The 23,771-nt window shown below is 60.6% G+C and carries 20 protein-coding genes; 8 read left to right on the top strand and 12 right to left on the bottom strand.

Features of this window, described 5'->3' with window-relative positions; all coding sequences use genetic code 11:
• The first annotated feature begins 33 nt into the window (after positions 1 to 33).
• Positions 34 to 900, top strand: coding sequence for a transcriptional regulator HexR (gene hexR / locus ACLD1Y_RS00410; protein ID WP_017739023.1), 867 nt, complete (start codon positions 34 to 36; stop codon positions 898 to 900).
• 133 nt (positions 901 to 1,033) lie between these two features.
• Positions 1,034 to 1,231: a PA3496 family putative envelope integrity protein gene (locus ACLD1Y_RS00415; RefSeq protein ID WP_429474494.1), complete on the top strand. Its 198-nt coding sequence runs from the start codon at positions 1,034 to 1,036 to the stop codon at positions 1,229 to 1,231.
• Here the strand turns inward: ACLD1Y_RS00415 and ACLD1Y_RS00420 are convergent.
• On the bottom strand, positions 1,161 to 2,135 hold the full coding sequence (locus tag ACLD1Y_RS00420; RefSeq protein WP_429474496.1) for a LysR family transcriptional regulator: 975 nt from the start codon (positions 2,133 to 2,135) through the stop codon (positions 1,161 to 1,163). The genes ACLD1Y_RS00415 and ACLD1Y_RS00420 overlap by 71 nt on opposite strands.
• A gap of 196 nt (positions 2,136 to 2,331) precedes the next feature.
• Between ACLD1Y_RS00420 and ACLD1Y_RS00425 the strand changes: the two genes are divergently transcribed.
• Together ACLD1Y_RS00425 and oadA are read left to right on the top strand one after the other, a co-directional pair.
• Positions 2,332 to 3,747: an acetyl-CoA carboxylase biotin carboxylase subunit gene (locus tag ACLD1Y_RS00425; protein ID WP_429474498.1), complete on the top strand. Its 1,416-nt coding sequence runs from the start codon at positions 2,332 to 2,334 to the stop codon at positions 3,745 to 3,747.
• Between the two features lie 11 nt (positions 3,748 to 3,758).
• Positions 3,759 to 5,567 carry a sodium-extruding oxaloacetate decarboxylase subunit alpha gene (gene oadA / locus ACLD1Y_RS00430; RefSeq protein WP_429474500.1) on the top strand — a complete coding sequence of 603 codons (1,809 nt, stop codon included), beginning with the start codon at positions 3,759 to 3,761 and terminating at the stop codon, positions 5,565 to 5,567.
• 87 nt (positions 5,568 to 5,654) lie between these two features.
• On the opposite strand, the gene ACLD1Y_RS00435 is transcribed toward oadA, so the two are convergent.
• Positions 5,655 to 6,449, bottom strand: coding sequence for a hypothetical protein (locus ACLD1Y_RS00435; protein WP_429474502.1), 795 nt, complete (start codon positions 6,447 to 6,449; stop codon positions 5,655 to 5,657).
• Between the two features lie 110 nt (positions 6,450 to 6,559).
• Positions 6,560 to 7,843, bottom strand: a complete 1,284-nt coding sequence (locus tag ACLD1Y_RS00440) for an autotransporter outer membrane beta-barrel domain-containing protein (RefSeq protein WP_429474504.1) — start codon at positions 7,841 to 7,843, stop codon at positions 6,560 to 6,562.
• Positions 7,844 to 8,111: 268 nt separating this feature from the next.
• Here ACLD1Y_RS00440 and ACLD1Y_RS00445 point away from each other — a divergent pair, with 268 nt between their 5' ends.
• Positions 8,112 to 9,437 (top strand): HipA domain-containing protein, encoded by a 1,326-nt coding sequence (locus ACLD1Y_RS00445; protein ID WP_429474506.1) that lies wholly within the window; start codon positions 8,112 to 8,114, stop codon positions 9,435 to 9,437.
• Entirely contained in the window at positions 9,434 to 9,712 is a 279-nt protein-coding gene (locus ACLD1Y_RS00450; RefSeq protein ID WP_429474508.1) for a helix-turn-helix domain-containing protein, read from the top strand. The genes ACLD1Y_RS00445 and ACLD1Y_RS00450 overlap by 4 nt, the downstream gene beginning before the upstream one ends.
• A gap of 3 nt (positions 9,713 to 9,715) precedes the next feature.
• On the opposite strand, the gene ACLD1Y_RS00455 is transcribed toward ACLD1Y_RS00450, so the two are convergent.
• Complete coding sequence (locus ACLD1Y_RS00455) at positions 9,716 to 10,537, bottom strand: amino acid ABC transporter permease (protein ID WP_429474510.1); 822 nt, start codon at positions 10,535 to 10,537, stop codon at positions 9,716 to 9,718.
• Positions 10,534 to 11,355: an ABC transporter substrate-binding protein gene (locus ACLD1Y_RS00460; RefSeq protein ID WP_429474511.1), complete on the bottom strand. Its 822-nt coding sequence runs from the start codon at positions 11,353 to 11,355 to the stop codon at positions 10,534 to 10,536. The genes ACLD1Y_RS00455 and ACLD1Y_RS00460 overlap by 4 nt, the downstream gene beginning before the upstream one ends.
• 112 nt (positions 11,356 to 11,467) lie before the next feature.
• On the opposite strand from ACLD1Y_RS00460, the gene ACLD1Y_RS00465 reads away from it, so the two are divergent.
• Complete coding sequence (locus ACLD1Y_RS00465) at positions 11,468 to 12,364, top strand: homocysteine S-methyltransferase family protein (protein WP_429474513.1); 897 nt, start codon at positions 11,468 to 11,470, stop codon at positions 12,362 to 12,364.
• 25 nt (positions 12,365 to 12,389) lie between these two features.
• Here the strand turns inward: ACLD1Y_RS00465 and ACLD1Y_RS00470 are convergent, their stop codons facing one another.
• The 4 genes from ACLD1Y_RS00470 to ACLD1Y_RS00485 form a co-directional block, all read right to left on the bottom strand.
• A complete protein-coding gene (locus tag ACLD1Y_RS00470) occupies positions 12,390 to 16,880 on the bottom strand; it encodes a dermonecrotic toxin domain-containing protein (protein ID WP_429474515.1) in 4,491 nt (1,496 codons plus the stop codon).
• An 80-nt stretch (positions 16,881 to 16,960) separates the two neighbouring features.
• Positions 16,961 to 17,641 (bottom strand): GNAT family N-acetyltransferase, encoded by a 681-nt coding sequence (locus tag ACLD1Y_RS00475; RefSeq protein WP_429474517.1) that lies wholly within the window; start codon positions 17,639 to 17,641, stop codon positions 16,961 to 16,963.
• A 10-nt stretch (positions 17,642 to 17,651) separates the two neighbouring features.
• Entirely contained in the window at positions 17,652 to 18,098 is a 447-nt protein-coding gene (locus ACLD1Y_RS00480; protein ID WP_429474519.1) for an N-acetyltransferase family protein, read from the bottom strand.
• A complete protein-coding gene (locus ACLD1Y_RS00485) occupies positions 18,095 to 18,733 on the bottom strand; it encodes an FMN-binding negative transcriptional regulator (RefSeq protein WP_429474521.1) in 639 nt (212 codons plus the stop codon). Before ACLD1Y_RS00485 ends, ACLD1Y_RS00480 begins: the two co-directional genes overlap by 4 nt.
• Positions 18,734 to 18,820: 87 nt before the next feature.
• Between ACLD1Y_RS00485 and ACLD1Y_RS00490 the strand changes: the two genes are divergently transcribed.
• Complete coding sequence (locus ACLD1Y_RS00490) at positions 18,821 to 20,353, top strand: PLP-dependent aminotransferase family protein (protein ID WP_429474523.1); 1,533 nt, start codon at positions 18,821 to 18,823, stop codon at positions 20,351 to 20,353.
• A gap of 154 nt (positions 20,354 to 20,507) precedes the next feature.
• Here the strand turns inward: ACLD1Y_RS00490 and ACLD1Y_RS00495 are convergent, their stop codons facing one another.
• The 3 genes from ACLD1Y_RS00495 to ACLD1Y_RS00505 form a co-directional block, all read right to left on the bottom strand.
• Positions 20,508 to 21,599 carry a polyamine ABC transporter substrate-binding protein gene (locus ACLD1Y_RS00495; RefSeq protein WP_429474525.1) on the bottom strand — a complete coding sequence of 364 codons (1,092 nt, stop codon included), beginning with the start codon at positions 21,597 to 21,599 and terminating at the stop codon, positions 20,508 to 20,510.
• A complete protein-coding gene (locus ACLD1Y_RS00500; RefSeq protein WP_429474527.1) occupies positions 21,596 to 22,636 on the bottom strand; it encodes a histone deacetylase family protein in 1,041 nt (346 codons plus the stop codon). Before ACLD1Y_RS00500 ends, ACLD1Y_RS00495 begins: the two co-directional genes overlap by 4 nt.
• A 121-nt stretch (positions 22,637 to 22,757) precedes the next feature.
• Positions 22,758 to 23,750, bottom strand: a complete 993-nt coding sequence (locus ACLD1Y_RS00505; RefSeq protein WP_429474529.1) for an AraC family transcriptional regulator — start codon at positions 23,748 to 23,750, stop codon at positions 22,758 to 22,760.
• Positions 23,751 to 23,771: the final 21 nt, after the last annotated feature.

Here is a 23,771-nt window from a genome sequence, read left to right on the forward strand (position 1 = left end):
CCCTGGCCCTGCCCATAAGAAGAGTCCTGCCCTTTGAACCTGTTGCAACATATCGCCCAGTCGCGCCACCTGTTACGCAAATCGGAACTCAAGGTTGCCGATCACGTGCTGCTTGACCCTGCGGCCGTAATGCACAGTTCCATGGCCGACCTGGCCCACAGCGTGGGCATCAGCGAGCCGACCATCGTGCGCTTCTGCCGTGCCATCGGTTGCTCCGGGTTCCAGGATTTGAAACTCAAACTGGCCCAGAGCCTCGCTGCCGGTGCGAGTTTCGGGCAGTTCGCAATCCACGAAGACGATTCCGTCGCCGACTACAGCCTGAAAATCTTCGACACCACGCTGCACACCCTGATGGAAGTGCGCGAGAAGCTCGACCCGATCGAGCTGCAAAAGGCCGTGACGGCCATGTCCCAGGCCCAGCGTGTGGAGTTTTATGGCTTCGGTGCCTCGGGTGCCGTAGCGGCCGATGCCCAGCACAAATTCTTCCGCTTGCTGCTTACCGCAGCGGCCTACAGCGACCCGCACATGCAGGCGATGTCGGCGGTGACCTTGAAGCCCACCGACGTGGCTATCTGTATTTCCCAGTCGGGGCGCTCCAAAGACCTGCTGATCACCGCCAACCTGGTGCGTGAAAGCGGTGCCACCCTGATTACCCTGTGCCCGAGCCAGACGCCGTTGGCGGAACTGTCCACGGTCAACCTGGCGATCGATGTGCATGAAGATACCGAGATCTACACGCCACTGACGTCGCGTATCGCCCACCTGGTGGTGATCGACGTGCTGGCGATGGGCGTGGCCATGGCGCGCGGGCCGAGCCTGGTCAACCACCTCAAGAGCGTGAAGCGCAGCTTGCGCAGCCTGCGGTTGTCACCCAAGTCGGTCAAAGCCCTGGACGACTGATTGAAATGCACGCGGACCCCTGTGGGAGCTCCTGCATATTTAGGAATATTCATCGTCCTGTAACCCTCGCGCCGCCAAACCGTAACCCCTCAAGGCCATCCTGAACTCCCGTACTCGCATTGGGAGACTCGAAATGGCCCGTCCCTACGAAGACAGCAACAGCGCCGTAAAAACCCGTCGTCAGCAGGAAGACCAGCGCCGCATGGCGTTCCGTCGCGCAATCGAAGACCGTTGCGAGGAGCGCCAATTGCTCCAGAGCATCAGTGACTACCCGGAGCTCCATTGGCAGGCACCCGCGGCTGCCCAGCGAAACGTTCAGCCAACACGCTGATCTGTGCCCGTTCGCTGCGGATAAAGCCCAGGAACGCATGGGCTACCGGTGACAGGCGCTTGGCCTTGGCCTGCACCAGGCACCAACTGCGGTACAGCGGCAGTTCCTCCACCGGCAGCTCTTTGAGCCCGCCGGTGGCCAGCTCCATGTTGACCGCGTGACGCGTCAGCAGGGCCACGCCTAACCCCGCGCATACACACTCACGCTGCGCCTCGGCCGAGGCCACTTCTACCGTTTGGGTGAAGTGCACGCGTTTTTCCTTGAAATACTCCTCGCAAGCCAGCCGTGTGCCCGAACCCGGCTCGCGCAGTAGCAGCGTGTAAGGCTCCAGGTCTTGCAGGCGCAGCGGGCCTTGCAGGCTCAAGGGGTGGTCGAGGGGCGCCACGGCGACAATCGGGTTGTTGAGGAAGGGTAGGAACTCCAGGCCCATGTCCTGGGGCACCATGGACATGATCACCAGGTCGTCGCGGTTGTCCGAAAGTCGTCGGATCACCTGGGCGCGGTTGACCACTGTCAGGTGCAATTGCACTTCGGGGTGCTGGCGCTTGAACGCGGCAAACAGATGCGGCACGAAGTACTTGGCGCTGGATTCAATCGCCAGTTTCAGCTGACCTTGCAGCGAGCCCTGCATGTCCGACAGCTGCATATCGAGGTTTTCCAGGCGCCCGAAAATGTCCCGGCTCGCCCGTTGCAAGGCTTCGGCGGCCTCGGTCATATAGAGTTTTTTGCCGACGTAATCGAACAATGGCTGGCCGATCAGCTCTTCGAGCTGACGAATTTGCAGGCTTACGGCCGGTTGTGTGAGGGACATTTCCTCGGCAGCGCGGCTATAGGAGCGCAAATCGCACACTTCATTGAAGATCTGCAATTGACGCAATGTCATACGCATCAATGACTTACGCATTTTTATCGTCCTTTCGCCCGAAGCTGTCAGGCCAACTATAAGTCTTTACTTATGCACGACCCAATAATTATTGATTTTTGTTAATCCCTCCGCGGGCTTAGTGTGTGTCTCGCGACTGTCATGAAACATTTGGTCACGCGCCGACCCGGGTCTAGCGGGTCGAAGAACGCAGCAATCGGCTCAAGGGAATTTCCAAGTGATAAAAAAGATCCTGATCGCCAACCGTGGTGAAATTGCCGTACGAATCGTGCGTGCCTGCGCCGAGATGGGCATTCGCTCGGTCGCGGTCTACTCCGACGCCGACCGCCACGCGTTGCACGTCAAACGTGCCGACGAAGCCCACAGCATTGGTGCCGAGCCCCTGGCCGGTTACCTGAACCCGCGCAAGCTGGTGAACCTGGCGGTGGAAACCGGCTGTGATGCACTGCACCCCGGCTACGGCTTCCTGTCGGAAAACGCCGAACTGGCCGACATCTGCGCCGAACGTGGCATCAAATTCATCGGCCCGTCCGCTGAAGTGATCCGCCGCATGGGCGACAAGACCGAAGCGCGCCGCAGCATGATCAAGGCCGGTGTACCGGTTACCCCCGGCACCGAAGGCAACGTCGCCGACATCGCCGAAGCCCTCACCGAAGGTGACCGTATTGGTTACCCGGTGATGCTCAAGGCCACCTCCGGTGGTGGCGGTCGCGGCATTCGCCGTTGCAACAGCCGTGAAGAACTCGAACAAGCCTTCCCCCGCGTGATTTCCGAGGCCACCAAGGCCTTTGGTTCGGCGGAAGTGTTCCTGGAAAAATGCATCGTCAATCCCAAGCACATCGAGGCACAGATCCTCGGTGACAGCTTTGGCAACGTGGTGCATCTGTTCGAGCGCGATTGCTCGATCCAGCGCCGCAACCAGAAGCTCATCGAAATCGCCCCCAGCCCGCAACTGACGCCAGAACAGCGCGCCTACATCGGCGACCTGTCGGTGCGTGCCGCCAAGGCCGTGGGCTACGAAAACGCCGGCACCGTGGAGTTCCTGCTCGCCGAGGGCGAGGTGTACTTCATGGAGATGAACACCCGGGTGCAGGTGGAACACACCATCACCGAAGAAATCACCGGGATCGACATCGTTCGTGAGCAGATCCGCATCGCCTCGGGCCTGCCGCTGTCGGTGAAGCAGGAAGACATCCACCACCGTGGTTTCGCGTTGCAGTTCCGTATCAACGCCGAAGACCCGAAGAACAACTTCCTGCCAAGCTTTGGCAAGATCACCCGTTACTACGCCCCCGGTGGTCCCGGCGTGCGTACCGACACGGCGATCTACACCGGCTACACCATCCCGCCGTTCTACGACTCCATGTGCCTGAAACTGGTGGTGTGGGCGTTGACCTGGGAAGAAGCCATGGACCGCGGCCTGCGTGCCCTGGACGACATGCGCCTGCAAGGCGTGAAGACCACCGCCGCCTACTACCAGGAAATCCTGCGTAACCCGGAATTCCGCAGCGGCCAGTTCAACACCAGTTTTGTGGAAAGCCACCCTGAGCTGACCAACTACTCGATCAAGCGCAAACCCGAAGAGCTGGCCCTGGCCATCGCCGCCGCCATCGCCGCCCACGCAGGCCTGTGAGGAATAGAACAATGACTAAGAAAATATTCGTAACCGACACCATCCTGCGCGACGCCCACCAATCGTTGCTCGCGACCCGCATGCGCACCGACGACATGCTGCCGATCTGCGACAAGCTCGACAAAGTCGGCTACTGGTCCCTGGAAGTCTGGGGCGGCGCGACCTTCGACGCCTGTGTGCGCTTCTTGAAAGAAGACCCGTGGGAGCGCCTGCGCAAACTGCGCGCCGCATTGCCTAACACGCGTTTGCAAATGCTGCTGCGCGGCCAGAACCTGCTGGGCTACCGCCACTACAGCGACGACGTGGTCAAAGCCTTCGTCGCCAAAGCCGCCGTGAATGGCATCGACGTGTTCCGTATCTTCGACGCCATGAACGACGTGCGTAACCTGCGCGTGGCCATCGAAGCGGTAAAGGCCGCCGGCAAACACGCCCAAGGCACCATCGCCTACACCACCAGCCCGGTGCACACCGTTGAGGCGTTCGTGGCCCAGGCCAAGCAGCTCGAATCCATGGGCTGCGACTCCATTGCGATCAAGGACATGGCTGGCCTGTTGACCCCGTTTGCCACCGGTGAACTGGTCAAGGCGCTGAAAGCCGAGCAGAACCTGCCGATTTTCATCCACTCCCACGACACCGCAGGCCTGGCCGCGATGTGCCAACTCAAGGCCATCGAAAACGGTGCCGACCACATCGACACCGCCATCTCCAGCTTCGCTTGGGGCACCAGCCACCCCGGCACCGAGTCGATGGTCGCCGCCCTTAAAGGCAGCGAATTCGACACCGGCCTGAGCCTGGAACTGCTGCAAGAGATCGGCTTGTACTTCTACGCTGTGCGCAAGAAGTACCACCAGTTTGAAAGCGAATTCACCGCCGTCGACACCCGTGTGCAAGTCAACCAGGTGCCGGGCGGGATGATTTCCAACCTGGCCAACCAGTTGAAAGAGCAGGGCGCTCTGAACCGCATGAGCGAAGTGCTGGCTGAAATCCCGCGTGTGCGAGAAGACCTGGGCTTCCCGCCGCTGGTCACGCCGACTTCGCAGATCGTCGGCACCCAGGCGTTCTTCAACGTGCTGGCCGGCGAGCGCTACAAGACCATCACCAACGAAGTGAAGCTCTACCTGCAAGGCGGCTACGGCAAGGCGCCGGGCACTGTGAACGAGAAACTGCGTCGCCAGGCCATCGGCAGTGAAGAGGTGATCGACGTACGCCCGGCCGACCTGCTCAAGCCGGAAATGACCAAGCTGCGCGGCGAGATCGGCGCGTTGGCCAAGTCTGAAGAAGACGTGCTGACCTACGCCATGTTCCCGGACATTGGCCGCAAGTTCCTCGAAGAACGCGACGCTGGCACCCTGGCGCCGGAAGTGCTGTTGCCGATTCCTGAAGCCGGCGGCGTGGCCCGTGCTGGCGGCGAAGGCGTGCCGACCGAATTCGTCATCGACGTGCACGGCGAAAGCTACCGCGTAGACATCACCGGTGTGGGCGTGAAGGCCGAAGGCAAGCGTCACTTCTACCTGTCCATCGACGGCATGCCGGAAGAAGTGGTGTTCGAACCGCTCAACGAATTTGTCGGCGGCGGCAGCAGCAAGCGCAAGCAAGCCACCGAGCCCGGCCATGTCAGCACCGCGATGCCGGGCAATATCGTCGACGTGCTGGTCAAGGAAGGCGACGTGGTCAAGGCCGGCCAGGCCGTGCTGATCACCGAAGCCATGAAAATGGAAACCGAAGTGCAGGCTGCGATAGCCGGCAAGGTAACCGCCGTTCATGTGGCCAAGGGCGACCGGGTCAACCCTGGCGAAATCCTGATTGAAATCGAAGGCTGATCCCTAGCCTTCGACACTACCGCTTAATCCTCGGGGGGGCAGGTGCTCCCCTTTTTTTTGCCTGGAATTTGGCGGCATTAAGGTGGGTCACTCCACCGTCGAGTAGGTCGCGCCTGGCTCGACCTCCATTGAACCGCCGATTTTGCTTTTATTGATCAACGTTGCGCCGCTATAGACCTTGCCCTGCTGGTTGGCCGCCATCTCGCCGGTGAGGGTCCAAGTGCCGCTTACGACCCATAGGTGCTGCATCCGCGTGGCGCCGTCGAAGGTGCCGCCACGGGGGTCGTCCAAGATGACTTGGTTGGTGCCGCTGCCGCCGTCCACTGCGCCTTCGAAGCGGCCGCCGTGCCTGACGATCAGCACATCGTCGCCGCCCCCCATATCCAGCGCCATCCCGTTGCCACCGGCAATCAGCCCGGCATTGACCACTTCGTCATTGCGGTCTCCACCCAGCTTTAGCCCCGTGTCTTTTTTGCCGACGATGCTGCCGTAGTTTTCCAGCCACACCGGCGCAAGCCCGGAGCTGACGAGACCATGATGTTCACCCGTTGTTTTGGCGGTTGCGCTGTTAATGATTTCAACCCCGCGCAGGGAAGTCGCGGGGCCGGTGGCAGGTGGGGGAGACAGCAGCCGGGCAGCGTTGTCGATGTCCAGGCCTATGCCGTTGTTGAGGGTGATGCTGACCGAGCTGAAACGCGCGCTGGACTTGGCTGCAGGTTGATCGCCGAGCGCGCTTTCAAGGGCTTTGGCGATGTCAGCTTGAGTCGCAGGGGCCTCGCTGGGGCTTGGGGTGTGCGCCGTGCTGGCGGGCTGCGCCAAGGTGCGCATGCCATAGCCCATCAGGGCGCCGATGGAAGGCATGTACGGGAATACAGATGACATAGTTTCCGGCCTCACGTGTGTAGGAGACCGGAATTTAGCCGGTGAGCGTGAGGGCTGACTGTCAGGAGACAGGCCCTGTGTATGCGCGAAATGTCATTGATTCAATGGCGTTAAAACCGCATCTGCCACTGACCCATCAGGCCCTGGCTGCGGCTGTTAGTGCCGTTTTCAGCGCTGTAGGTCAGGCCGACCGTATGTTGGGGCGACAAGGCGAGGTCCAGACCGGCGCTGATGCTGACGCTATTTCGGTTCAGGGCCGTGCCATTGATGTTGAAGCCGTCAACCAACCCAGGGACATAGCGATAGGACTGGCGGACCTGACTTTCGACATCGCCGTAAAGACGCTTCCAGCGGGTATCGACGTGTGGGGTGAGGCTGATCTGGTTATCGAAGCGGTAGACCGTGGCCAGGCGCAGGCCAAGGGTGCTGCTCAGGTTTTGCCGGGTTTGCGCTTCAACGTTCAGTGCGCTTATCCCACCGCTTTCCTTGAAACCGTCGCGGTGGTAGCGCTGGTAACCCAACCCGGCGAAGGGTTCGACACTGTAGTCGGCGTTGCCCAGTTGGTACCCCATTTCCGAAAACAAGGTTTGGCTGGTGGCATCGTAGCTGGCCTTGAGTGAGTCCTTGCGATCAACCACCTCGACGCTGCGCTTGTTCTGCCCGGCGTGCTCGCTATGGATCGCGCCCAGGCGCAGGGCCAGCGGACCGTCCTGATGCACCGCATAACCGCCCAAGTGCCAACTGTCCAAGTCGCCGGCAAAACGTTTGGCATCCAGGCGGCTGTTGGATTTGGCGCCCACCACGCCGATACGCCAAGCGTCGTCCAGCGCCCAGTCGGCGCCGAGCAACACGCCTTGAATACCGTATTTCAAGCCATCGCTGCCGCCTTGTTTGTCGAGGCTGCCGTCGTTGCCCAGGCCTTGCACCCAGAAGTGGCCGTCGTCGTCGGTGGGCAAGGTGCGCAGGGTTGAAAGCAACCGGTCGCTGATGTGACCGGTGGTGGCGTGGGCAGCGCTGGCCAGGTTGGCATTCTGACTACCGGCCAATTGTTCGAGCACCGCACCCATCCCGCCGGGTGCCCGGGCGATGTTGTCACCGAGCTTTTCCAGGTTTTTGATCTGTTCGGAGGTCAACTGACCGGACGTCAGCAAGCGGTTCAGTGCGGGATCCAGCACCTTGGCAACCTGCTGACCGTTACGGGTAGTGGCTTGGTTGTAGAAATAGCCGTCGATAGGGCCACTCTTAACAACAGGCTCATAAGTCCCATAGTTGTAAGAGGGTAATTGCATCGAAAACTGAAAGGGTGAACCCGCCTGCGCCTGAGCGAGCTGAGCGCTGGTCACGCCCACCGCGAACGCAGTGACACGGGCCAATTGCTTGAATGAAAAGGGCATGAAATCCCGACCTCTTGTGAATGAGGCCGGGAATTTAGCGAGAGGGCGCGGGGTTAACTGTCAGGTGATACGGGCACGATTTGCGGGAGTTGTCTCTGTTGCGAGACGATTTGTAGAACATGCATTTTATTGCGCTTATACGCCAACTTGAGCTTATCATATGCATTTTAATGCGTTTTATTAAGGTGCTTTAGGGCGATGTCTGCACTATATTGCATTAGGTCACCGTATTTTCGGCTTGATACCGCATTAAATTGCAGGTCTATCCATGCTCAATCTGACAGTGCAAATTTACTTCGAAGGCACCTGGCTAGACGCCATGCAACTGACGTTTGACGCTCCGGAACAAGGTCTCGACAGCCGTTGCAGCGCTGGCTATGAGCAGCGCTATCTGGTGAACCATCTCGACGAAATTGCCATGCCTTTCGCCGCCGCCGTGAGTGCCAGGCTGCCTTTGCAATGGGAAGGCTGTCGAACCCAGGGTGTACCAGCCTTTGTTCACGACATTGCACCGGCAGGCGCAGCCAAGCGTTTCCTCATGGCGCATCTTGGCCACGGCAAGCCCGATGACATCAGCGCAGACCTGTTCTTACTGATGCGCAGCACACCTGCTCCTATCGGTCATATGCGGATTAAAGAGTCGGTTGCCGCGTTGAGCAGCCGCCCGGCCATGGGGTTTTCCCGCCTAGAAGTGATCCAGCGAGATTATCGTTTTCTTGAGTATGCCTATGAGCAGGGCGCGGCCATCGGTGGTGCCACGGGGGCGGGAGGCGAGGCTCCAAAGTTGCTGCTGACAGAAAACCACGATGGCCTGTTGTTTCCGGATGCGGTGCTGGATGACGAGCAGGTCCGGCAGCATTGGTTCGTGAAATTTGCGCGCAATAAAGGTACGCAGCTTGACCAAGACATTCTGCGTAGCGAATACCACTACTACAGAGGTTTGCAGACCCTGGGCATCGATACGGTTGCAGCACAAGGGTTGGCGCTGGAAGAGGCGAGCAAGCCTAGCCTGTGGATGCAGCGTTTCGACCGGCATGTCGGCGACCAAGGCGTCGAGCGTTATGCGGTGGAATCGATCTACTCAATGGCTGGCGTGACGGTTCCCGGAAGTGCCATGGGGCACCGTGCAGTGGTTGAGCAATTGGTCGGGTTATGGCGCCAAGCGGGGCAATCCCAGGACGTGCCGGCATTGGTGGCGGAGTATCTCAAGCGGGATCTGCTGAACAAGGTCTTGGGTAACTCGGATAACCACGGACGCAACACCTCGATCATTCGTCAAACCGATGCTTTACGCCTGGCCCCGGTCTACGACCTGGCCCCCATGGTGATGGACGACGAAGGGATCACGCGCACCACCAAATGGCCCCGGGAGTTGGAGCGGGCTGGCGAGGTGGACTGGCTGGGTGTGTGCCGTTTGCTGGGCGACTTGGTCGATAGCCACGCGCTGTTTGAAGGTTTGAGGGAGGACGCACGCCAGCTTTTGGCACTGCCTGACATTCTCAGTGCCAGCGGCCTGCCTGTCGTGACGATGAACCACCCCGGCATTGCCTTGAAAAACTTGCCGCAACGCCTGAAAGAATGGGGATTGAAATGAGCCTGACCATTGAGGAACGCACCCAACTGATCGAAAGCATCCAGGCCGCGCTCGCCGACGGCACGCTGCCAATCAGTGAAGCCGTGCGCCGCCTGCGTACCGAAGTCACCGGCCTTCACCAAAGCCAGTTCGCCAAAATGTGCAAGATTTCGGTGCGAACGTTGGTGCATATCGAACATGGTGAGGGGAACCAGACGCTCAAGTCCTTGAACGCGGTGTTTCGCCCATTCGGCATGCAAATGGGTGTGGTCAAGCTGCGCCGCCAATGGGGCTGAGCCTCAACTGCGACGCACATACCCCTTGCCGTAATGCCGTTCCATACGCGCCTGAATCAGCTCCAGCCCCAAGGACATCACCCAGTAGATAATCGCCGCCGTGGTCAGCATCTCGATATAGCGATAGCTCGAACGCCCATACGATTGCGCCAGGAACATCACTTCCCACACGCCCATCACCGAAATCAGCGACGAGTCCTTGAGCATTGAGATGAACTGGTTGGTGGCTGGCGGAATGATGGTGCGCATGGCCTGGGGCAAGGTGACGTGCCAGAAGATCGCACTGTCGCGCATGCCCAGCGCAAGCGCCGCTTCCCGTTGACCGTGGGCGACGCCAAGGATGCCGGCGCGGAAAATTTCGCTCAAGTACGCGCCGTAGTTCAACGACAACGCAATGATCCCGGCGACGATCGCGCCCGGCACCAGGCCCAACTGCGGCAGGCCGAGGTAAATCAGCAGAATCTGGATCAGCAACGGCGTGCCACGAAAGAACGACGCGTAGAAACTCGCGATGCCGAACGCCACGGCGCTTTTCGACAAGCGCCCCAACGCGGTGACAAAGCCCAGCACCGACGACACCACAATCGAACACAGGCACAGAAACAACGTCAGCGCCGCGCCTTGCAGGAAGCCGTTGGGCGCCAGGTGCACGCCCACAAGGTTAGGCAGCTTGTCGAGGATGATCGAGAACTTCAGGTCAAAGCTCAGGAAGAAGCTGGCGAACAGGCAGAACAGCGCGGCCCAGGTCAGGTACAGCCGCGTGCGAAAGCCAAAGAGCCGTGGCTTGATCACCGGCGGCTTTGGAGGAGAGGGAAACGCAGTCATTGGCTGATATCGGCGCCGATCCATTTTTGCGACAGCTGGCTCAGGGTGCCGTCCTGTTTGAGCTGGGCGAAGACTTCACGCACCTTGGCGTCCCACTGCGGATCGCCTTTTTCGATGGCCACCGAGTTGGGTTCCGAATACAGCGCCTCGCCCGCCAGTTTGAAGCGCTTGTCTTCGTTCAGGCGCGGTTGGGCAGTGACCAGGTTGGTGAGGATCGCATCCAGACGCTTGCCGGCGCCCAGGCCGAGGTCTTGGAAGGCCACGTTGTCGGTGTCATACGGGGCGATCTGCACGTCCTCGAACGGGTACTGCAATTGGGTGTCTTCGGCGCCTTCGATCACCAGGTTTTTGTTCAGGTAGCTCTCGTAGCTGGACGCGCTGGTGAGGCCGACTTTCTTGCCGCTCAAGTCCTTGGCGCTGTGGATGCGATCATCCGTGGCGTTGACCACGATCACCGCAGGCGAGGCGTAGTACTCCACTGGGAAGTCGAATACTTCGGCGCGGGCTTTGCTCGGGGTCATGGAGCAGATGCAGATGTCATAGCGCCCGCTCCAGCGGCCGGCGGCGATCACGTCCCAGGACGGGGTTTCCAGGCGCAGCTTTACGCCGAGCTTGTGTGCCACGGCCTTGGCGACGTCGACGTCAAAGCCATCGAGTTGGTTTTGCTCGTTTAGAAACGAGAACGGCGGGTAGCTTTCCATCAGCACGCCGACCAGCTCTTTTTTCTTCTCGATCCGGTCCAGCGTAGCGCCGCCGAAGGCTTGAGTGGAAGCAGCCAAAATCGTCAGGCCCAAGGCCAGCAGCGGTTTTAGTTTCACGAAGGACACCTGAGTAAAAAAGAGTTGTTATGAACGGAATTGAACGTATTAAATAGTTATAAGAACGACTCTCATAGTGAGTTATTTTCATAAGCTTATGAGTAAAAAGCATATGGCCACAGCAACAGTAATTCTCGATGGCGGCATGGGCCGTGAACTACAGCGTCGCGGCGCACCGTTCCGTCAACCGGAGTGGTCTGCCCTGGCCTTGAGCGAGGCCCCGCAGGCGGTTGAAGCGGTGCACGCGGCGTATATCCAGAGCGGTGCCAACGTTATCACCAGCAACAGCTACGCGGTGGTGCCGTTTCATATCGGCGAGGAGCGTTTCGCCAAAGAAGGCCAGGCCTTGGCAGCGTTGGCCGGTGAACTGGCACGCCGTGCGGTTGAGGCGTCGGGCAAGTCGGTGCGTGTGGCGGGCTCGCTGCCGCCGCTGTTTGGTTCGTACCGTCCCGATCTGTTCGAGCCGCAGCGCGCAGCCGAGTTGCTGACACCGCTGGTGCAAGGCCTGGCGCCGTTTGTTGACCTGTGGCTGGCGGAAACCCAGAGCTCAATCGCCGAAGCACGCGCCATCCAGGCCGGGCTGCCAAAGGACGGCAAGCCGTTCTGGCTGTCGTTTACCCTCAAGGATGAAGACACCGATGACGTGCCGCGCCTGCGCTCCGGTGAACCGGTGGCAGACGCCGCCGAAGCGGCAGCGCAGTTGGGTGTGCAAGTGCTGCTGTTCAACTGCAGCCAGCCGGAAGTGATCGGCGATGCCATCGACGCCGCGCGCCAGACCTTCGAACGCCTGGGCGTGCAGATTGACGTCGGCGCCTACGCCAACGCTTTCCCGCCGCAACCCAAGGAAGCCACTGCCAACGATGGCCTGGACCCGTTGCGTGACGACCTCGACCCGCCAGGCTACCTGCACTGGGCCGCCGACTGGCAGGCGCGTGGTGCCAGCCATTTGGGCGGGTGCTGCGGGATTGGGCCGGAGCACATTGCAGTGTTGGCCCAAAAGCTTCGGTAGGTAAGCGAACATTGATCCGAATGCGTCAGCGGCGGCGCTCCTCAAGCCGTAAAAACGCGGCCAACGCGACCGGATCGTTGAGTTTGCGCAAAAGATTATCCAGCGCTGTCCGGGTCGTGAGCGCTGGTTGAGTGTCGGCGGGCAGTTGCTTCAGGTAGGCGTCGTCGATTTTAAGATGGGCCGCCGTGAACTGATTGGCTGGTGTCTTGAGGGTGGGGTAATGAAAGTGCGCCAGCCATAGCGGCTGGTCGCCGTTGGCTGAATCAAGAATGAAGTACTCCTGGAAGTAGTCATTGAACTGCGTGGTCTTGATTCTGCCCGCTTGATTGCGCGTGACCCGGACCTGGTCGTTCTCCAGCAGCCACTGAAAGTAGCCTTGCTGGGGTTTGCGCAGCTTGAGCAGCGTTGCTCTGATAGTGATGCCCTCTCGGCGCAATCGGGCTGCGCCGTCGCGCAGCTCCGCACTCAGGCTGGCGACCGGTAGGGCGTTGCCTGCCAGCTTGGCCAGCGTGTGCAGCGGTTCGAATACCTTGAGCGTCTGTTCCATCTTCAGTGCCTGCTGATCGAAGATGTCTTGCATGTCTGCCGGTATTCGAAACGGCTTCAGCGCGCTTTTTCGGGTGTCGCTGATAAAACTGTCCAGGCCCTCGGTCAACTCCAGCCCTTGTTGGGTGATGTCGATATAGTCGCCCGTGAGTTTCGCTGTCTGTTTTTTCAGCGGCGGGATAAGTGTCAATGGTGCCTGTTCGGGCACGTCTTGCGGCTCTTTGGGTTGATCCCGCAGGCGCTTTTTAATGACCCTGGCTTTTGCATACGGCTTGGACGTTGAGGGCTTGGCAGGTGCGCGCAACGACGGAGCGGCCTGTTGGAGCCGGCTGCCGATATTGCTCTGGGCCAATAGTAGAAATTCGTTGACGACACCTTTGAGGTTCGCAAGGGCATTGAGGTCTACGCGCTCTGGAAACTCGCCAGGCAGTTCCTCTATCCGATTGCGCACACTCTGGAACGTCTCGACCATTGCACTCAGGGTTTCCAGTTGTGCCTCTTGCGGGTCGTCCTTCAACAGTTGTGTCATGTTTCTACTGGCCGCTGTAGCGCGCTCCACCATCTCATAGACGGCACTGCGCGCCTGGGCCATGTCATGAGCGGCTTGCTCGCGTATGCACAGTTCGGCGGCGCTGGCGATTTCGTTGGTTTTCAGCTCCCAGCGGGTGTGAAATCGCTCCGATACTTGGATTTGACGGGCATCCATGGCACCGGCCGAGCCCATGCCGGACAGTGCGTGTTTGGCGCCCGCCAGAGCAATGAGTTTGGCGTCTATTTCCCGGCCCATTTCCACCGCCAGGTGGATGTCTGCCGGGAGTTGCTGGCGAGCGGTCACGTCTTCGGATTCGCGGTTTTTCAGGATGCGTTCAACGGCGGCGTTGTACGCGACATGTTTGAACGCGGTCCAGGTCATCAAGTAGGTGTTAAAGCCCTTGTACAGCCTGAGCAGTGTGTCCTCATACCCGAGGGTGCCGCCTTCATTGCGCCACTGATCGAGCAGCTTCAATGACGCTTCGCGATTGGCGATCAGCTCCTGGGCCTTGGACAAACTCTGGTCCAGCAGGGTCTGCGTGGAGGGGGACTTGAGCAGCGTGTGCATCTCGCCTTTCAGGACTTTTTCACGTTGCTCCAGCGCTTCGCGTTGTTGCTCCAGGGGCTGGAGTTTTTGCGCCCTGAGCATCCGCGACGCCTTCAACTTGCTCTTCAGGCTCTCGTTGCTGCGCAGCAGGCGCAGGTCGGTGTTGATGCGCCAGGTTCCCATCGACGTCTTGGCCAGGCAGGGGCCGGTAAGCGAAGGGTTGCGCGGGTCGAGAATGTGAATGTTGGCATCTTCATCGCCCACCACCTGGAACCAGCGCTGATCCACTTGGGCATAGGTGTTTTGCGCCACGTCGTAGAGCGGCGGGCGTTGCTGGGGCAGGGCATGGTCGCGCAGGTCCGGTGCTTCGACCTTGAACGCGTCCAGATAGGAGCCCCACTGCGTTGGCGTGCGGCGCGGCACGGCGCCTTCGACAGCCAATATCGAGAACTGGCGATGGGGCAGCGCGCGGCTGTCTGAGGCAAGGGCACGTAGCTGCGGCGGCGCAGGCAGGGGTGGCCTTGAACCTCGAGCGTCGGCAGATTTGGCTTTGCCCCTGCGCAGTGGCCCGGCCTTATGGGTGATGACAATGGCCAACGCCATCAGCACGTCGCCCAGGCGCTGCCACTTGATCAAACCATTGCTTTGCGCCGGCGTATCCAGCACTTGCTGGAGTTGATTGAAGATTTGCCAGACCCACACTGCCGTGGCGACGTAGCCGTTCAGGAAGCTTGAAGCGGCATTGAAGATGGCCCACGCGCTGTCTTCCAGCAATGCCCAGCGCCGCTCTGCGTTGGACAGCGACTCACGATCCGCCAGCTGTGCCATGGCCTTTGCGTTAGCCTCAAACAACGCGGCAAAAATATCCCCGGTCAGCTCGGTTTTGGAAAACACAAGGCTGCCGCCCCATTCGAACAGTTTCAACGGTGTCTGCACCAGTTCTGAAATCAGCCAGGCCGAGGTCAGACCGGTTGGGAAAACGTACTGGGCGTAGTTGAAGCTCAAGCTCTGGTTCGGCAGCCACGCCAGGATGGAGTCTCTGATCTCGCCGGGCTGGTGCAGCTCATACTTGAGGTTTTGCAGTGAAGGGAACTGTATCAGCGGGTTTTCGAGCAGCGGGCGATACAGCAGGCAGGGGCCGTGTTGTTGCGAGCGGGGGCCAATGATGAAGATGTTGAGCACCTCATCGAAGGTCTGGCTGATACGAAGGCTGGGGCGTATCGACAAGGGGCGGATGACGATAGGGTCTGGCGTGTCGGGCGTCGGGTTGACCAGCTCATTGATGGCGCGACAGCCCTGTTCGTCAACGTTGCCGGTGTGGGTGAGTTTGCATTCCAGCGCCAGCAGTGGCAGCAGCGACCGCAATTGCTGGATGTAAAACCGTTGTTGCCGGGGGGCTTCGAGTGGGTCGTCAATCAGCTTGTCTTGAATCAGTTTTGGGTACATCTGGCCGATGTCGACTTGCTCTGAAAGGCGCGTCAGGTAGCTGTCCGTGAGCCAGTCAGGCACGGTTTGCCCGCCCTTGAAACTCACGGTTGCCTGGTAGGGCGGCGTGTTACTGAGCGCATATTCGCCCAGGGTCTGCGGGTAGCTTTCCAGTGGATTGGCCAGGTTGAAAGGCCCCACCGCGAGGCTTTCCGTGCGGATGATCTGTATCTCATCGAGTGGCAGTGTGTCGGTGCCAGGGCGGTGGTCGGCAAGGATGGCGTTGCGCATTTTGTCCTGGGCGAAGGCTTTGATCGGTTGCAGTTGGAACAGGTCGGCGGGCACATCGTTGTACAGCGTGCTCAGGTCCAGCATGTGCTGGCTGTAGTCGTTCAAATCATGCGGCGAGGCATTGAGCAGCCAGTGGGGGATCGCCCCGTCGAGCATGTTCAGGCGTGTTGTATCCGGGTCGAGGTCCAACGGCTCTGTGGCGGTGGAGAGTGGTTGCGGTTGAGGCGCAGAGGTCACCAGGTTGCTGAACCCCTCGGTTTCTATCGCGGTGAGCTGGGTGGCGATGAGGGCCCAGGCCATGTGATCGAAAAAATTCCCCTCAGGTTCGACCAGGCGCATGGCCAAGGGCAACGAACTCATTGAAGTGCTGAGCCTGGACTGCGCGGCGGTCGCCAAGTCCTGTAAAGACGGGAAGGTTTCGTACCCATATTCGAGGGTATACATCATCAGGATGTCGGTTTGTTTGAATGTGCCTTGCACGATGGCGGTGCCGGCCAACATGAGATGTTTGAGGTTTTTCGCGTTGGGACTGTCAATGTCGAGCAGGCACACCTGGATGTGCGCCAGGTCGGGGCGGTGGATAAGCCGTTGGTGTTTGTCGGGGTACATCGAGATCCCCCGCGCAATGTCGCAGTGATCGGCATTCCAGCCCTCGACTTCCTGGATGTTCAGCGCGGCGGCGAGCCCGTCGGCCAGCTCTTGCCAGCGTGGCAGGCGAACCCCTGTGGCGTTCCAGAACGCCAATTGCTGCTCTTTGAAGGCGACGAAAAACACCGGCGCCAAATCATTGAGCAGTGTGGCTATCTGCTCAATGTCCACCGGCAATTGAACGGGCTCAGGCGTTGAGGGCTGTTGAGTGAGGAAGTGCTCACCTTGCAGATAGTTGGCCTTGGTGTTCTCCAGGGCCAACCGCACAAGAACGTGGGTCAGGGGCGTGTAATGGGTATCGACACAGGTCAGTTCGTTGTCGACGAACCTCCAGATGGGGGTGCCCACCACTGTTCGGTCGAGGTCCGGGTTCAGGTCGGGGTAGAGGATGTTCAGTTCGCTGCGCAGCAGGATCGAAGCCACTTCATTGCTGGTCGGCCCATCCTCGGTCAGACGAGTGAGCAGGGCTTTTTCCAACAGCGGTTTTGGGCTTGGCAGCGAGGGCGCTACGGAGGTTTTGGCATTCATGAGTTTCTCCATGGTCAGGACGGTGCGAGGCGCCGTTGCATGGAGAACCTAAGGGAAAGCCGGTGTAGGGTCGGTGGTAGTTAGATAGGCGCGGTGCGACACTCCAGCAGCGTCTTCAACTGGCGATCACCGTTCAGGTTGCCTGACGACAACCAGGCTTCAAACCCAGTCCCAACCGCCGGCCATTCGGCGTCGATGATCGAGTACCACGCCGTATCGCGGTTCTGCCCCTTGACCACCATGTGCTGGCGGAACACCCCTTCAAAGCTGAAGCCCAACCGCTCGGCCGCATACTTGGAGCGGGCGTTGGCGTTGTTGCACTTCCACTCCAATCGGCGGTAACCCTGCTCGAACGCATGCTTGGCCAGCAAGTACACCGCCTCGGTGCTTTTGGGCGAGCGCTGCATCGGCGCGCCAAAGGTGACGTGGCCGATCTCGATACGACCCTGGGCCGGCACGATGGACATCAGGCTGAGGATGCCTTGCACCTGGCCGGTGGCGCGGTCGATTACGCTGAAAAAGTACGGGTCGCTGTGGGCTGCGTGGTTGTTGAGCCAGTCGTTGAATACGCTGCGCTCGGGGAAGGGTCCGTAAGGCAGGTAGTCCCACAGTTTGGGGTCGGCGCCCGGGCCTTGGAGTGCCTGGAACAGATCGTCGCCATGGCGCGCCGGGTCGAGTTTCTCCAGGCGGATAAAGCGCCCTTCAAGCAGTTGCACGGTGGGCGCCGGGACGCCTGTCCAGTCAGCGGGGGAAATGGGCATGCGATGCTCCTTAAAGGCCTTTGCGAAATTGAATGAAACCCGGGCGTTCGGCGATGCGTTCGTACAACTGGATCGCCGTGGCATTGGTTTCGTGGGTGAGCCAGTGCACCTTGCAGCAGCCATCGGCCTTGGCGGTGGCGTAGACGAATTCGATCAGCTTGCGGCCCACGCCGGTGCCGCGTTGGCTCGGGTTTACCAGCAGATCCTGCAGGTAGCAGGCGTTCTCGATGCTCCAATTGGAACGGTGGTAGATGAAGTTGACCATGCCCACCGCCTTGCCGTCCTGCCAGGCCAGCGCCGAATGAGTCGGCTCGCTGGCATCAATCAGGCGCTGCCAGGTGCTTTGGCTGACGGCGTCCGGCAGTTCGGTTTGGTAGAACTTCAAGTACGCCTGCCACAGCGGCAACCAGGCGTCGTGGTCGGCGGCGGTGACCTGGCGGATGTCGATCTGGCTCATTCTGCAACTCCTTGGGGAATAAAGCGGGCGAGGGTCTGGTCGTGCGCGTCGGTGCTGGCGGCGAGGCCTTCACGTACGCCGGCGATGTCGGCCGGGCTGCGGTTCTGGCTGAGTTTGCGCTTGCCGATCAGGCGCTCCATCGGCAAGGCGAAGCCGACAATGGCCTTGAGCATGCCGTCAATGTAGTCGGCCGGGGCGTCGCTGACTTTCCAGGGCTGGGCGCGGTTGCCTTCATGGCGATCGGTCAGCGCAGTGACCAACTCAAGCAAGCGCTCGGCGTCGTTGAACACTTCGGCTTTGCCGTAGGCATGCACGGCGATGTAATTCCAGGTGGGTACGACTTTGCCGTGTTCGGCCTTGGCTGGGTAAAACGATGGACTGATGTAAGCCTCGGCACCTGCGAAAATCACCAGGGCTTCGCTGCCATTTTGCAGGTCGCGCCATTGTGGGTTGGCCTTGGCCAAGTGCCCGTAGAGCGTGCCATTCGGGCCTTCGTCGGGGTTGAGCAGCAGTGGCAGGTGGCTGGCCAACAGGCCTTGCTCGCCAAAGGTCACCAGTTGCGCCAGGCGGGTGTGCTGGATCATTTGATGCAGTTCGGGCAAGTCGTCGAGGGCAAAGGCGCGAGGTGTGTACATGGAAATATTCCTTGGCGAATGCCTGCATCCTAGGCAGGCTAATGGCTCGATGTAAGAGCCATCTAAGACCAATTTCATAGGTCCAATATGCCGTCTATGTCTTTCAATCCCGCGGGTATCGAGCTGGACCGCCGCCAGGGGCTGACCCGGCAACTCTACGAAGCCCTGCGCCAGCGGGTGCTGGACGGGCGACTGGTCAGCGGCACGCGTCTGCCCGCCAGCCGTGACTTGGCGGCGGCGTTGTCGATCTCGCGCAACAGCGTGGTGCGTGCGTACGATCAGCTGTATGCCGAGGGGTTTATCGAAAGCCGGGTGGGTGATGGCACTTACGTAGCGCAACTGCCCATGGCAAAAAAATTATCCACAAAAGTATCCACAGGGTTACGCACAGGCTTATCCCCAGGTTTATCCACAAAATGGGCAAATTTGCCGGAAGACTTGGACAGTGAAGTTATCCACAGCGGCGGTTTGGCGCGGATAAAAACCAACCACCTGCCACAGCCTCCAGCGGGGCAACCACGGGCTTTCCGGGTGGGGGTGCCGGCGTTCGACCTGTTCCCGTTTGAAGTATGGGCCAAGCTGAATGGGGCTTTCTGGCGCAAACCCGACCTCGAGCAACTGTGTTACGGCGACCCGGCGGGGGACGCTCGGCTGCGCAGTTTGATCGCGGCTTATTTACGCAGCTCCCGAGGCATGCAGTGCAGCGCTGAACAAATTGTGATCACCAGTGGCGCACAGCAAGCGATAAGCCTTTGTGCACAGTTGCTGGTGGAGTCCGGTGACGGAGTGGCGGTGGAAAACCCTGGCTACCGCGCGGCAGGTCATGCGTTCGCACTCGCTGGCGCGCAATTGCATGGGGTGCCGGTGGATGGCGAGGGGATCAATTGCCAAGTGCTCAACACCCTGGAGGATTGCCGTGTGGCCTACGTTACGCCGTCTCACCAATACCCGCTCGGCGTGGTGATGAGCCTGGCGCGCCGCCTGGAGCTGCTGGCCTGGGCCGAGCGCATGGGCGGCTGGATCATCGAAGACGACTACGACGGCGAGTACCGCTACAGCGGCGCGCCGCTGTCACCGTTGGCGGCGTTGGACCGCAGCGGCCGAGTGCTGTACGTCGGCACCTTCGGCAAGGTCGCATTCCCGGCCTTGCGCCTGGGCTACCTGGTGTTGCCGCCGGGGTTGGTAGACGCCTTCGCCCGGCGCCGCGCCGTGGACATGCGCCACTCCGAAGTCAGCACCCAGGCGGTCATGGCCGAGTTCATGGCGGCGGGGCACTTTCAGCGGCATATCCGTCGCATGCGGCGCGCTGCCTTGAGTCGGCGCAATGCGCTGTTGGCCGGCTGGCCCATTGGGTTGCCCGGTGTTGGCGAACTGCCCAGTGTTGCGGCAGGGCTGCATATGACGGTACGCGTCGACAGCCTGGCCCGCGAACAGCAATTGCTGGCGCAGGCCCATGCGGTGGAGGTCGAAGTCAACGGCTTGAGCGGCTACTGGCTGGCAGAATCGACCACGCCGGTGGACCAGCGCGCCGGCCTGGTATTGGGTTTCGCCGCTGTGCCCGAAGCGGATATCGCCGCGGCACTGGGGCGCTTGCGCCAGGCCTGGCGTGATGCCAGTTAGTTAAGAGCAAAAATTAACCTGTGGCGAGGGAGCTTGCTCCCGCTGGAGTGCGAAGCGCTCCCAGGCTTTTTAATCAAAGAGCTGGGGCCGCTGCGCGGCCCAGCGGGAGCAAGCTCCCTCGCCACAGGTACAGTGTTCGCCCTTACTGACCTGATCAGGTGCCGGACTTGATCTTGGTCCAGGCCCGCGTGCGTGCCCGCTCCGCATCACGTCCCAACGGCTTGAGCGTATACAGCGTGCCCATCGCCGCCTCGGTCGGGTACAGGTTGGGGTTGTTGCGAATCGCCGGGTCCACTTGCTCGGTCGCATCCTTGTTCGGGTTGGGGTAGCCGACAAAATCGCTGATCGGCGCGATCACCTGGGGTTGCAGCAGGTAGTTGATAAAGGTGTAGGCGTCCTGGGGGTTCTGCGCGCCTTTGGGGATGGCGAGCATGTCGAACCAGATCGGCGCGCCTTCCTTGGGTAGGCGCATGTCCACGGTCACGCCGTTCTTGGCTTCCTTGGCGCGGTTGGCGGCCTGGGAAAAACTGCCGGAATAACCCACCGCTACACAGATGTCGCCATTGGCGATATCGGCCATGTACTTGGAGGAATGAAAGTAAGTGATGTACGGGCGGATCTTCATCAGCAGCGCTTCAGCCTTGATGTAATCCTTGGGGTTGCTGCTGTTGGGGTCCAGGCCCAGGTGCTGCAAGGCCAGCGGCAGGATTTCCGAGGGCGAGTCGAGCAAGGCCACACCGCATTGCTTGAGTTTGCTGATGTTTTCTTCCTTGAAGATCAGGTCCCAACTGTCCACCGGTGCATTTGGCCCCAAGGCAGCCTTGACCTTGTCGGGATTGAAGCCGATCAGGATGGTGCCGTACATGTAGGGCACGGCGAATTTGTTGCCGGGGTCGTTGGCTTCGATCAGCTTCATCAGCTTGGGATCGAGGTGGTTCCAGTTGGGCAACTGGCTGCGGTCCAGGGGCTGGAATACGTTAGCCTCGATCTGCTTGGCCAAAAACACATTGGACGGCACCACCACGTCATAGCCGGAGTTGCCGGTGAGCAGCTTGGCTTCCAGGGCTTCGTTGGTGTCGAAGATGTCGTAGACCAGCTTGATCTTCGGGTTCTGCGCCTTGAAATCCTCCAGCGCCTTGGGGGTGATGTAGTCGAACCAGTTGTAGACCTTGAGGGTTTTTTCTTCGGCCTGGGCGGCGGCGCTGACTACGGCGGCGCACAGGGCCAGGGAGGCGAGCAGCTTCATCGGGTAGATCCTTCTTGTTCGAAACCTTCAAGAACATTGACGGCGTTGATGCCGATTTCTTCGACAGCGTAGCCGCCTTCCATCACGAACAGCGTGGGCTTGCCCAGGCGTGCGAGGCGCCGGCCCATGGCCAGGTAGTCCGGGCTGTCGAGCTTGAATTGCGAGATGGGGTCGTCCTTGAACGTGTCGACGCCCAGCGACACCACGATCACGTCGGGGGCGTAGCGTTCGGTTGCCTTGCATGCCTGTTCCAGTGCCGCACTCCACTGATCCCAGCCGGAGCCTGCCGGCAGCGGGTAGTTGAAGTTGAACCCTTCTCCAGCACCCTCGCCCAGCTCATCGGCGTAACCGAGGAAGAACGGAAACTCCGCCTCCGGGTGGCCGTGGATCGACGTGAACAGCACGTCGCTGCGCTCATAGAAGATCGACTGGGTACCGTTGCCGTGGTGGTAGTCCACGTCGATGATGGCGACCTTTTTGTGACCCTGGTCGAGGAACGCCTGGGCCGCGATGGCGGCGTTGTTGAGGTAGCAATAACCGCCCATCAAGTCGCTGGCGGCGTGATGCCCAGGCGGGCGGCACAGGGCAAAGGCACTGCGGGCGCCTTGCTGGATTGCCTGTTGCGCGGTGAGTGCCACTTGCGCCGCGCTGTATGCCGCTTGCCAGGTGCCAGCGGTGATCGGCGCGCCGCCGTCGAAGCTGTAGTAACCCAACTGACCATGCAGGCTGGTGGGCAATACCCGGCGCAGGGTGCGGGCGGGCCAGGTGTAGGGCAGCAGGTCGCCGTCCTGGGCGAATTCGGTCCAGCGCGCCCAGGCACCCTTGAAGAAATCGAGGTAGTCGCGGCTGTGGATGCGCTGCAGTGGCGCCAGGCCAAAGTCCTGCGGCGCCTGCACCGGGCCCAGTTCGCGGTCCTTGACCCGTTGCAGTACATGGTCGGCGCGGGACGGCATCTCGAAGCAGGGCATCAGTTGCCCGTCCATCAATTCGCAGCGTCCGTGGTGCAGGTGGTGGTCGTCGGAGTAGATCGTCAGCATGGGTGTTCCCCGCAGGCTCGTTGTTGTGCTTGCAGTGTTGGGGCCAGCGGCAATCGTGAAAACGGCAGGAGCGGCCATAAGGGGATAAATATGGCCAAAGACTTTGACCATAAATCGCCTATCAGTGGCGCATCAAGCTGGGCGCCACCCCACTCCAGCGCACAAACGCATGGCGGAAACTCGCGGTTTCACTAAAGCCCAGTTGCTCGGCGATCTTGTGAATCGGCATCTGGTCTTGCGCCAACCATTGCTTGGCCTGCTCAAAGCGCAACTCATCGAGCAATTGTTGATAGCTGCAGCCCACGGCCTGCAAGTGCCGGCGCAACGTACGTGCCGAACAGTTCATCTGCGCGGCCAACCCCTCCAGGCCGGGAGCGGCGTGCAGTTGCTCGGCCAGCAATTGGCGCACGCGGTTGAGCCAGGCCTGGCGCCCGGTGAACTCGGAGTTCTGTTTGCGGCAGCGTTCGGCCATGGCGCGGTGGGTAATGGCGTCCGCCAGTGGCAAGGGGTGTTGCAGCCATTCGCGGTCGAAGGCAAAACCATTGGTGCTGCACGCGAATCGCAGCGGACAGTCAAAGCGCTCGGCATAACGGGTGTGATAGCCCGGCGCCGGGTAGTCGAAGCGCGCCTCACGCAGTGCCAGGGGGCGGCCGAGCAAGTCATCGCAGATCACCTTCAGCGACACCAGGCAAAACTCCACGTTGAACGCCGCCAGTGCCGGGTTTTCCCGATAGTCACTGGCGTTCAGCCAGACCTGATCGCCATCCTCCACCAGTTTTAGTTCAAAAAGTGTTCCCAGCAGCGCCGGGTAGCGCAACGCCAGGCGTAACGCGTCACCTAAGGTGGCACTGGTGAGCAGCGCGTAGCCGAGCAAGCCGTAGCTCGACACATGCATGCGCCGGCCCAATTCCAGACCGATGTCCTGGCGCAGGGCCACGGCATTGGCGCATACACGCATCTCCTGGCAGGTGGTGATGCGGGTGTCGGCATGGCGCAGTTCTGCCGGGCCAATGCCGCTGCCGGCCAGCAATACATCGCTGGCCAGGCCTTGGTCCTTGAAGGTGGCCAGCACCAGGGACACGGCGTTGAGGGTGGTCAAATGGGAATGCAGCATGGGTAACCGTCGCCAGGGGTG

It is taken from the genome of Pseudomonas sp. 18175 (genome assembly GCF_050432925.1).
In the GTDB taxonomy this organism is placed as follows: domain Bacteria; phylum Pseudomonadota; class Gammaproteobacteria; order Pseudomonadales; family Pseudomonadaceae; genus Aquipseudomonas.

Bases quoted from the DNA above. Each gene is read 5' to 3' on its own strand.
- ACLD1Y_RS00420 (WP_429474496.1), bottom strand. From the start codon at position 2,135: ATGCGTAAGTCATTGATGCGTATGACATTGCGTCAATTGCAGATCTTC.
- ACLD1Y_RS00415 (WP_429474494.1), top strand. From the start codon at position 1,034: ATGGCCCGTCCCTACGAAGACAGCAACAGCGCCGTAAAAACCCGTCGT.
- ACLD1Y_RS00495 (WP_429474525.1), bottom strand. From the start codon at position 21,599: ATGAAGCTGCTCGCCTCCCTGGCCCTGTGCGCCGCCGTAGTCAGCGCC.
- ACLD1Y_RS00500 (WP_429474527.1), bottom strand. From the start codon at position 22,636: ATGCTGACGATCTACTCCGACGACCACCACCTGCACCACGGACGCTGC.
- ACLD1Y_RS00485 (WP_429474521.1), bottom strand. From the start codon at position 18,733: ATGTACACACCTCGCGCCTTTGCCCTCGACGACTTGCCCGAACTGCAT.
- ACLD1Y_RS00505 (WP_429474529.1), bottom strand. From the start codon at position 23,750: ATGCTGCATTCCCATTTGACCACCCTCAACGCCGTGTCCCTGGTGCTG.
- ACLD1Y_RS00435 (WP_429474502.1), bottom strand. From the start codon at position 6,449: ATGTCATCTGTATTCCCGTACATGCCTTCCATCGGCGCCCTGATGGGC.
- ACLD1Y_RS00465 (WP_429474513.1), top strand. From the start codon at position 11,468: ATGGCCACAGCAACAGTAATTCTCGATGGCGGCATGGGCCGTGAACTA.
- ACLD1Y_RS00475 (WP_429474517.1), bottom strand. From the start codon at position 17,641: ATGCCCATTTCCCCCGCTGACTGGACAGGCGTCCCGGCGCCCACCGTG.
- ACLD1Y_RS00440 (WP_429474504.1), bottom strand. From the start codon at position 7,843: ATGCCCTTTTCATTCAAGCAATTGGCCCGTGTCACTGCGTTCGCGGTG.
- oadA (WP_429474500.1), top strand. From the start codon at position 3,759: ATGACTAAGAAAATATTCGTAACCGACACCATCCTGCGCGACGCCCAC.
- ACLD1Y_RS00490 (WP_429474523.1), top strand. From the start codon at position 18,821: ATGCCGTCTATGTCTTTCAATCCCGCGGGTATCGAGCTGGACCGCCGC.
- ACLD1Y_RS00445 (WP_429474506.1), top strand. From the start codon at position 8,112: ATGCTCAATCTGACAGTGCAAATTTACTTCGAAGGCACCTGGCTAGAC.
- ACLD1Y_RS00455 (WP_429474510.1), bottom strand. From the start codon at position 10,537: ATGACTGCGTTTCCCTCTCCTCCAAAGCCGCCGGTGATCAAGCCACGG.
- ACLD1Y_RS00450 (WP_429474508.1), top strand. From the start codon at position 9,434: ATGAGCCTGACCATTGAGGAACGCACCCAACTGATCGAAAGCATCCAG.
- ACLD1Y_RS00470 (WP_429474515.1), bottom strand. From the start codon at position 16,880: ATGAATGCCAAAACCTCCGTAGCGCCCTCGCTGCCAAGCCCAAAACCG.
- ACLD1Y_RS00480 (WP_429474519.1), bottom strand. From the start codon at position 18,098: ATGAGCCAGATCGACATCCGCCAGGTCACCGCCGCCGACCACGACGCC.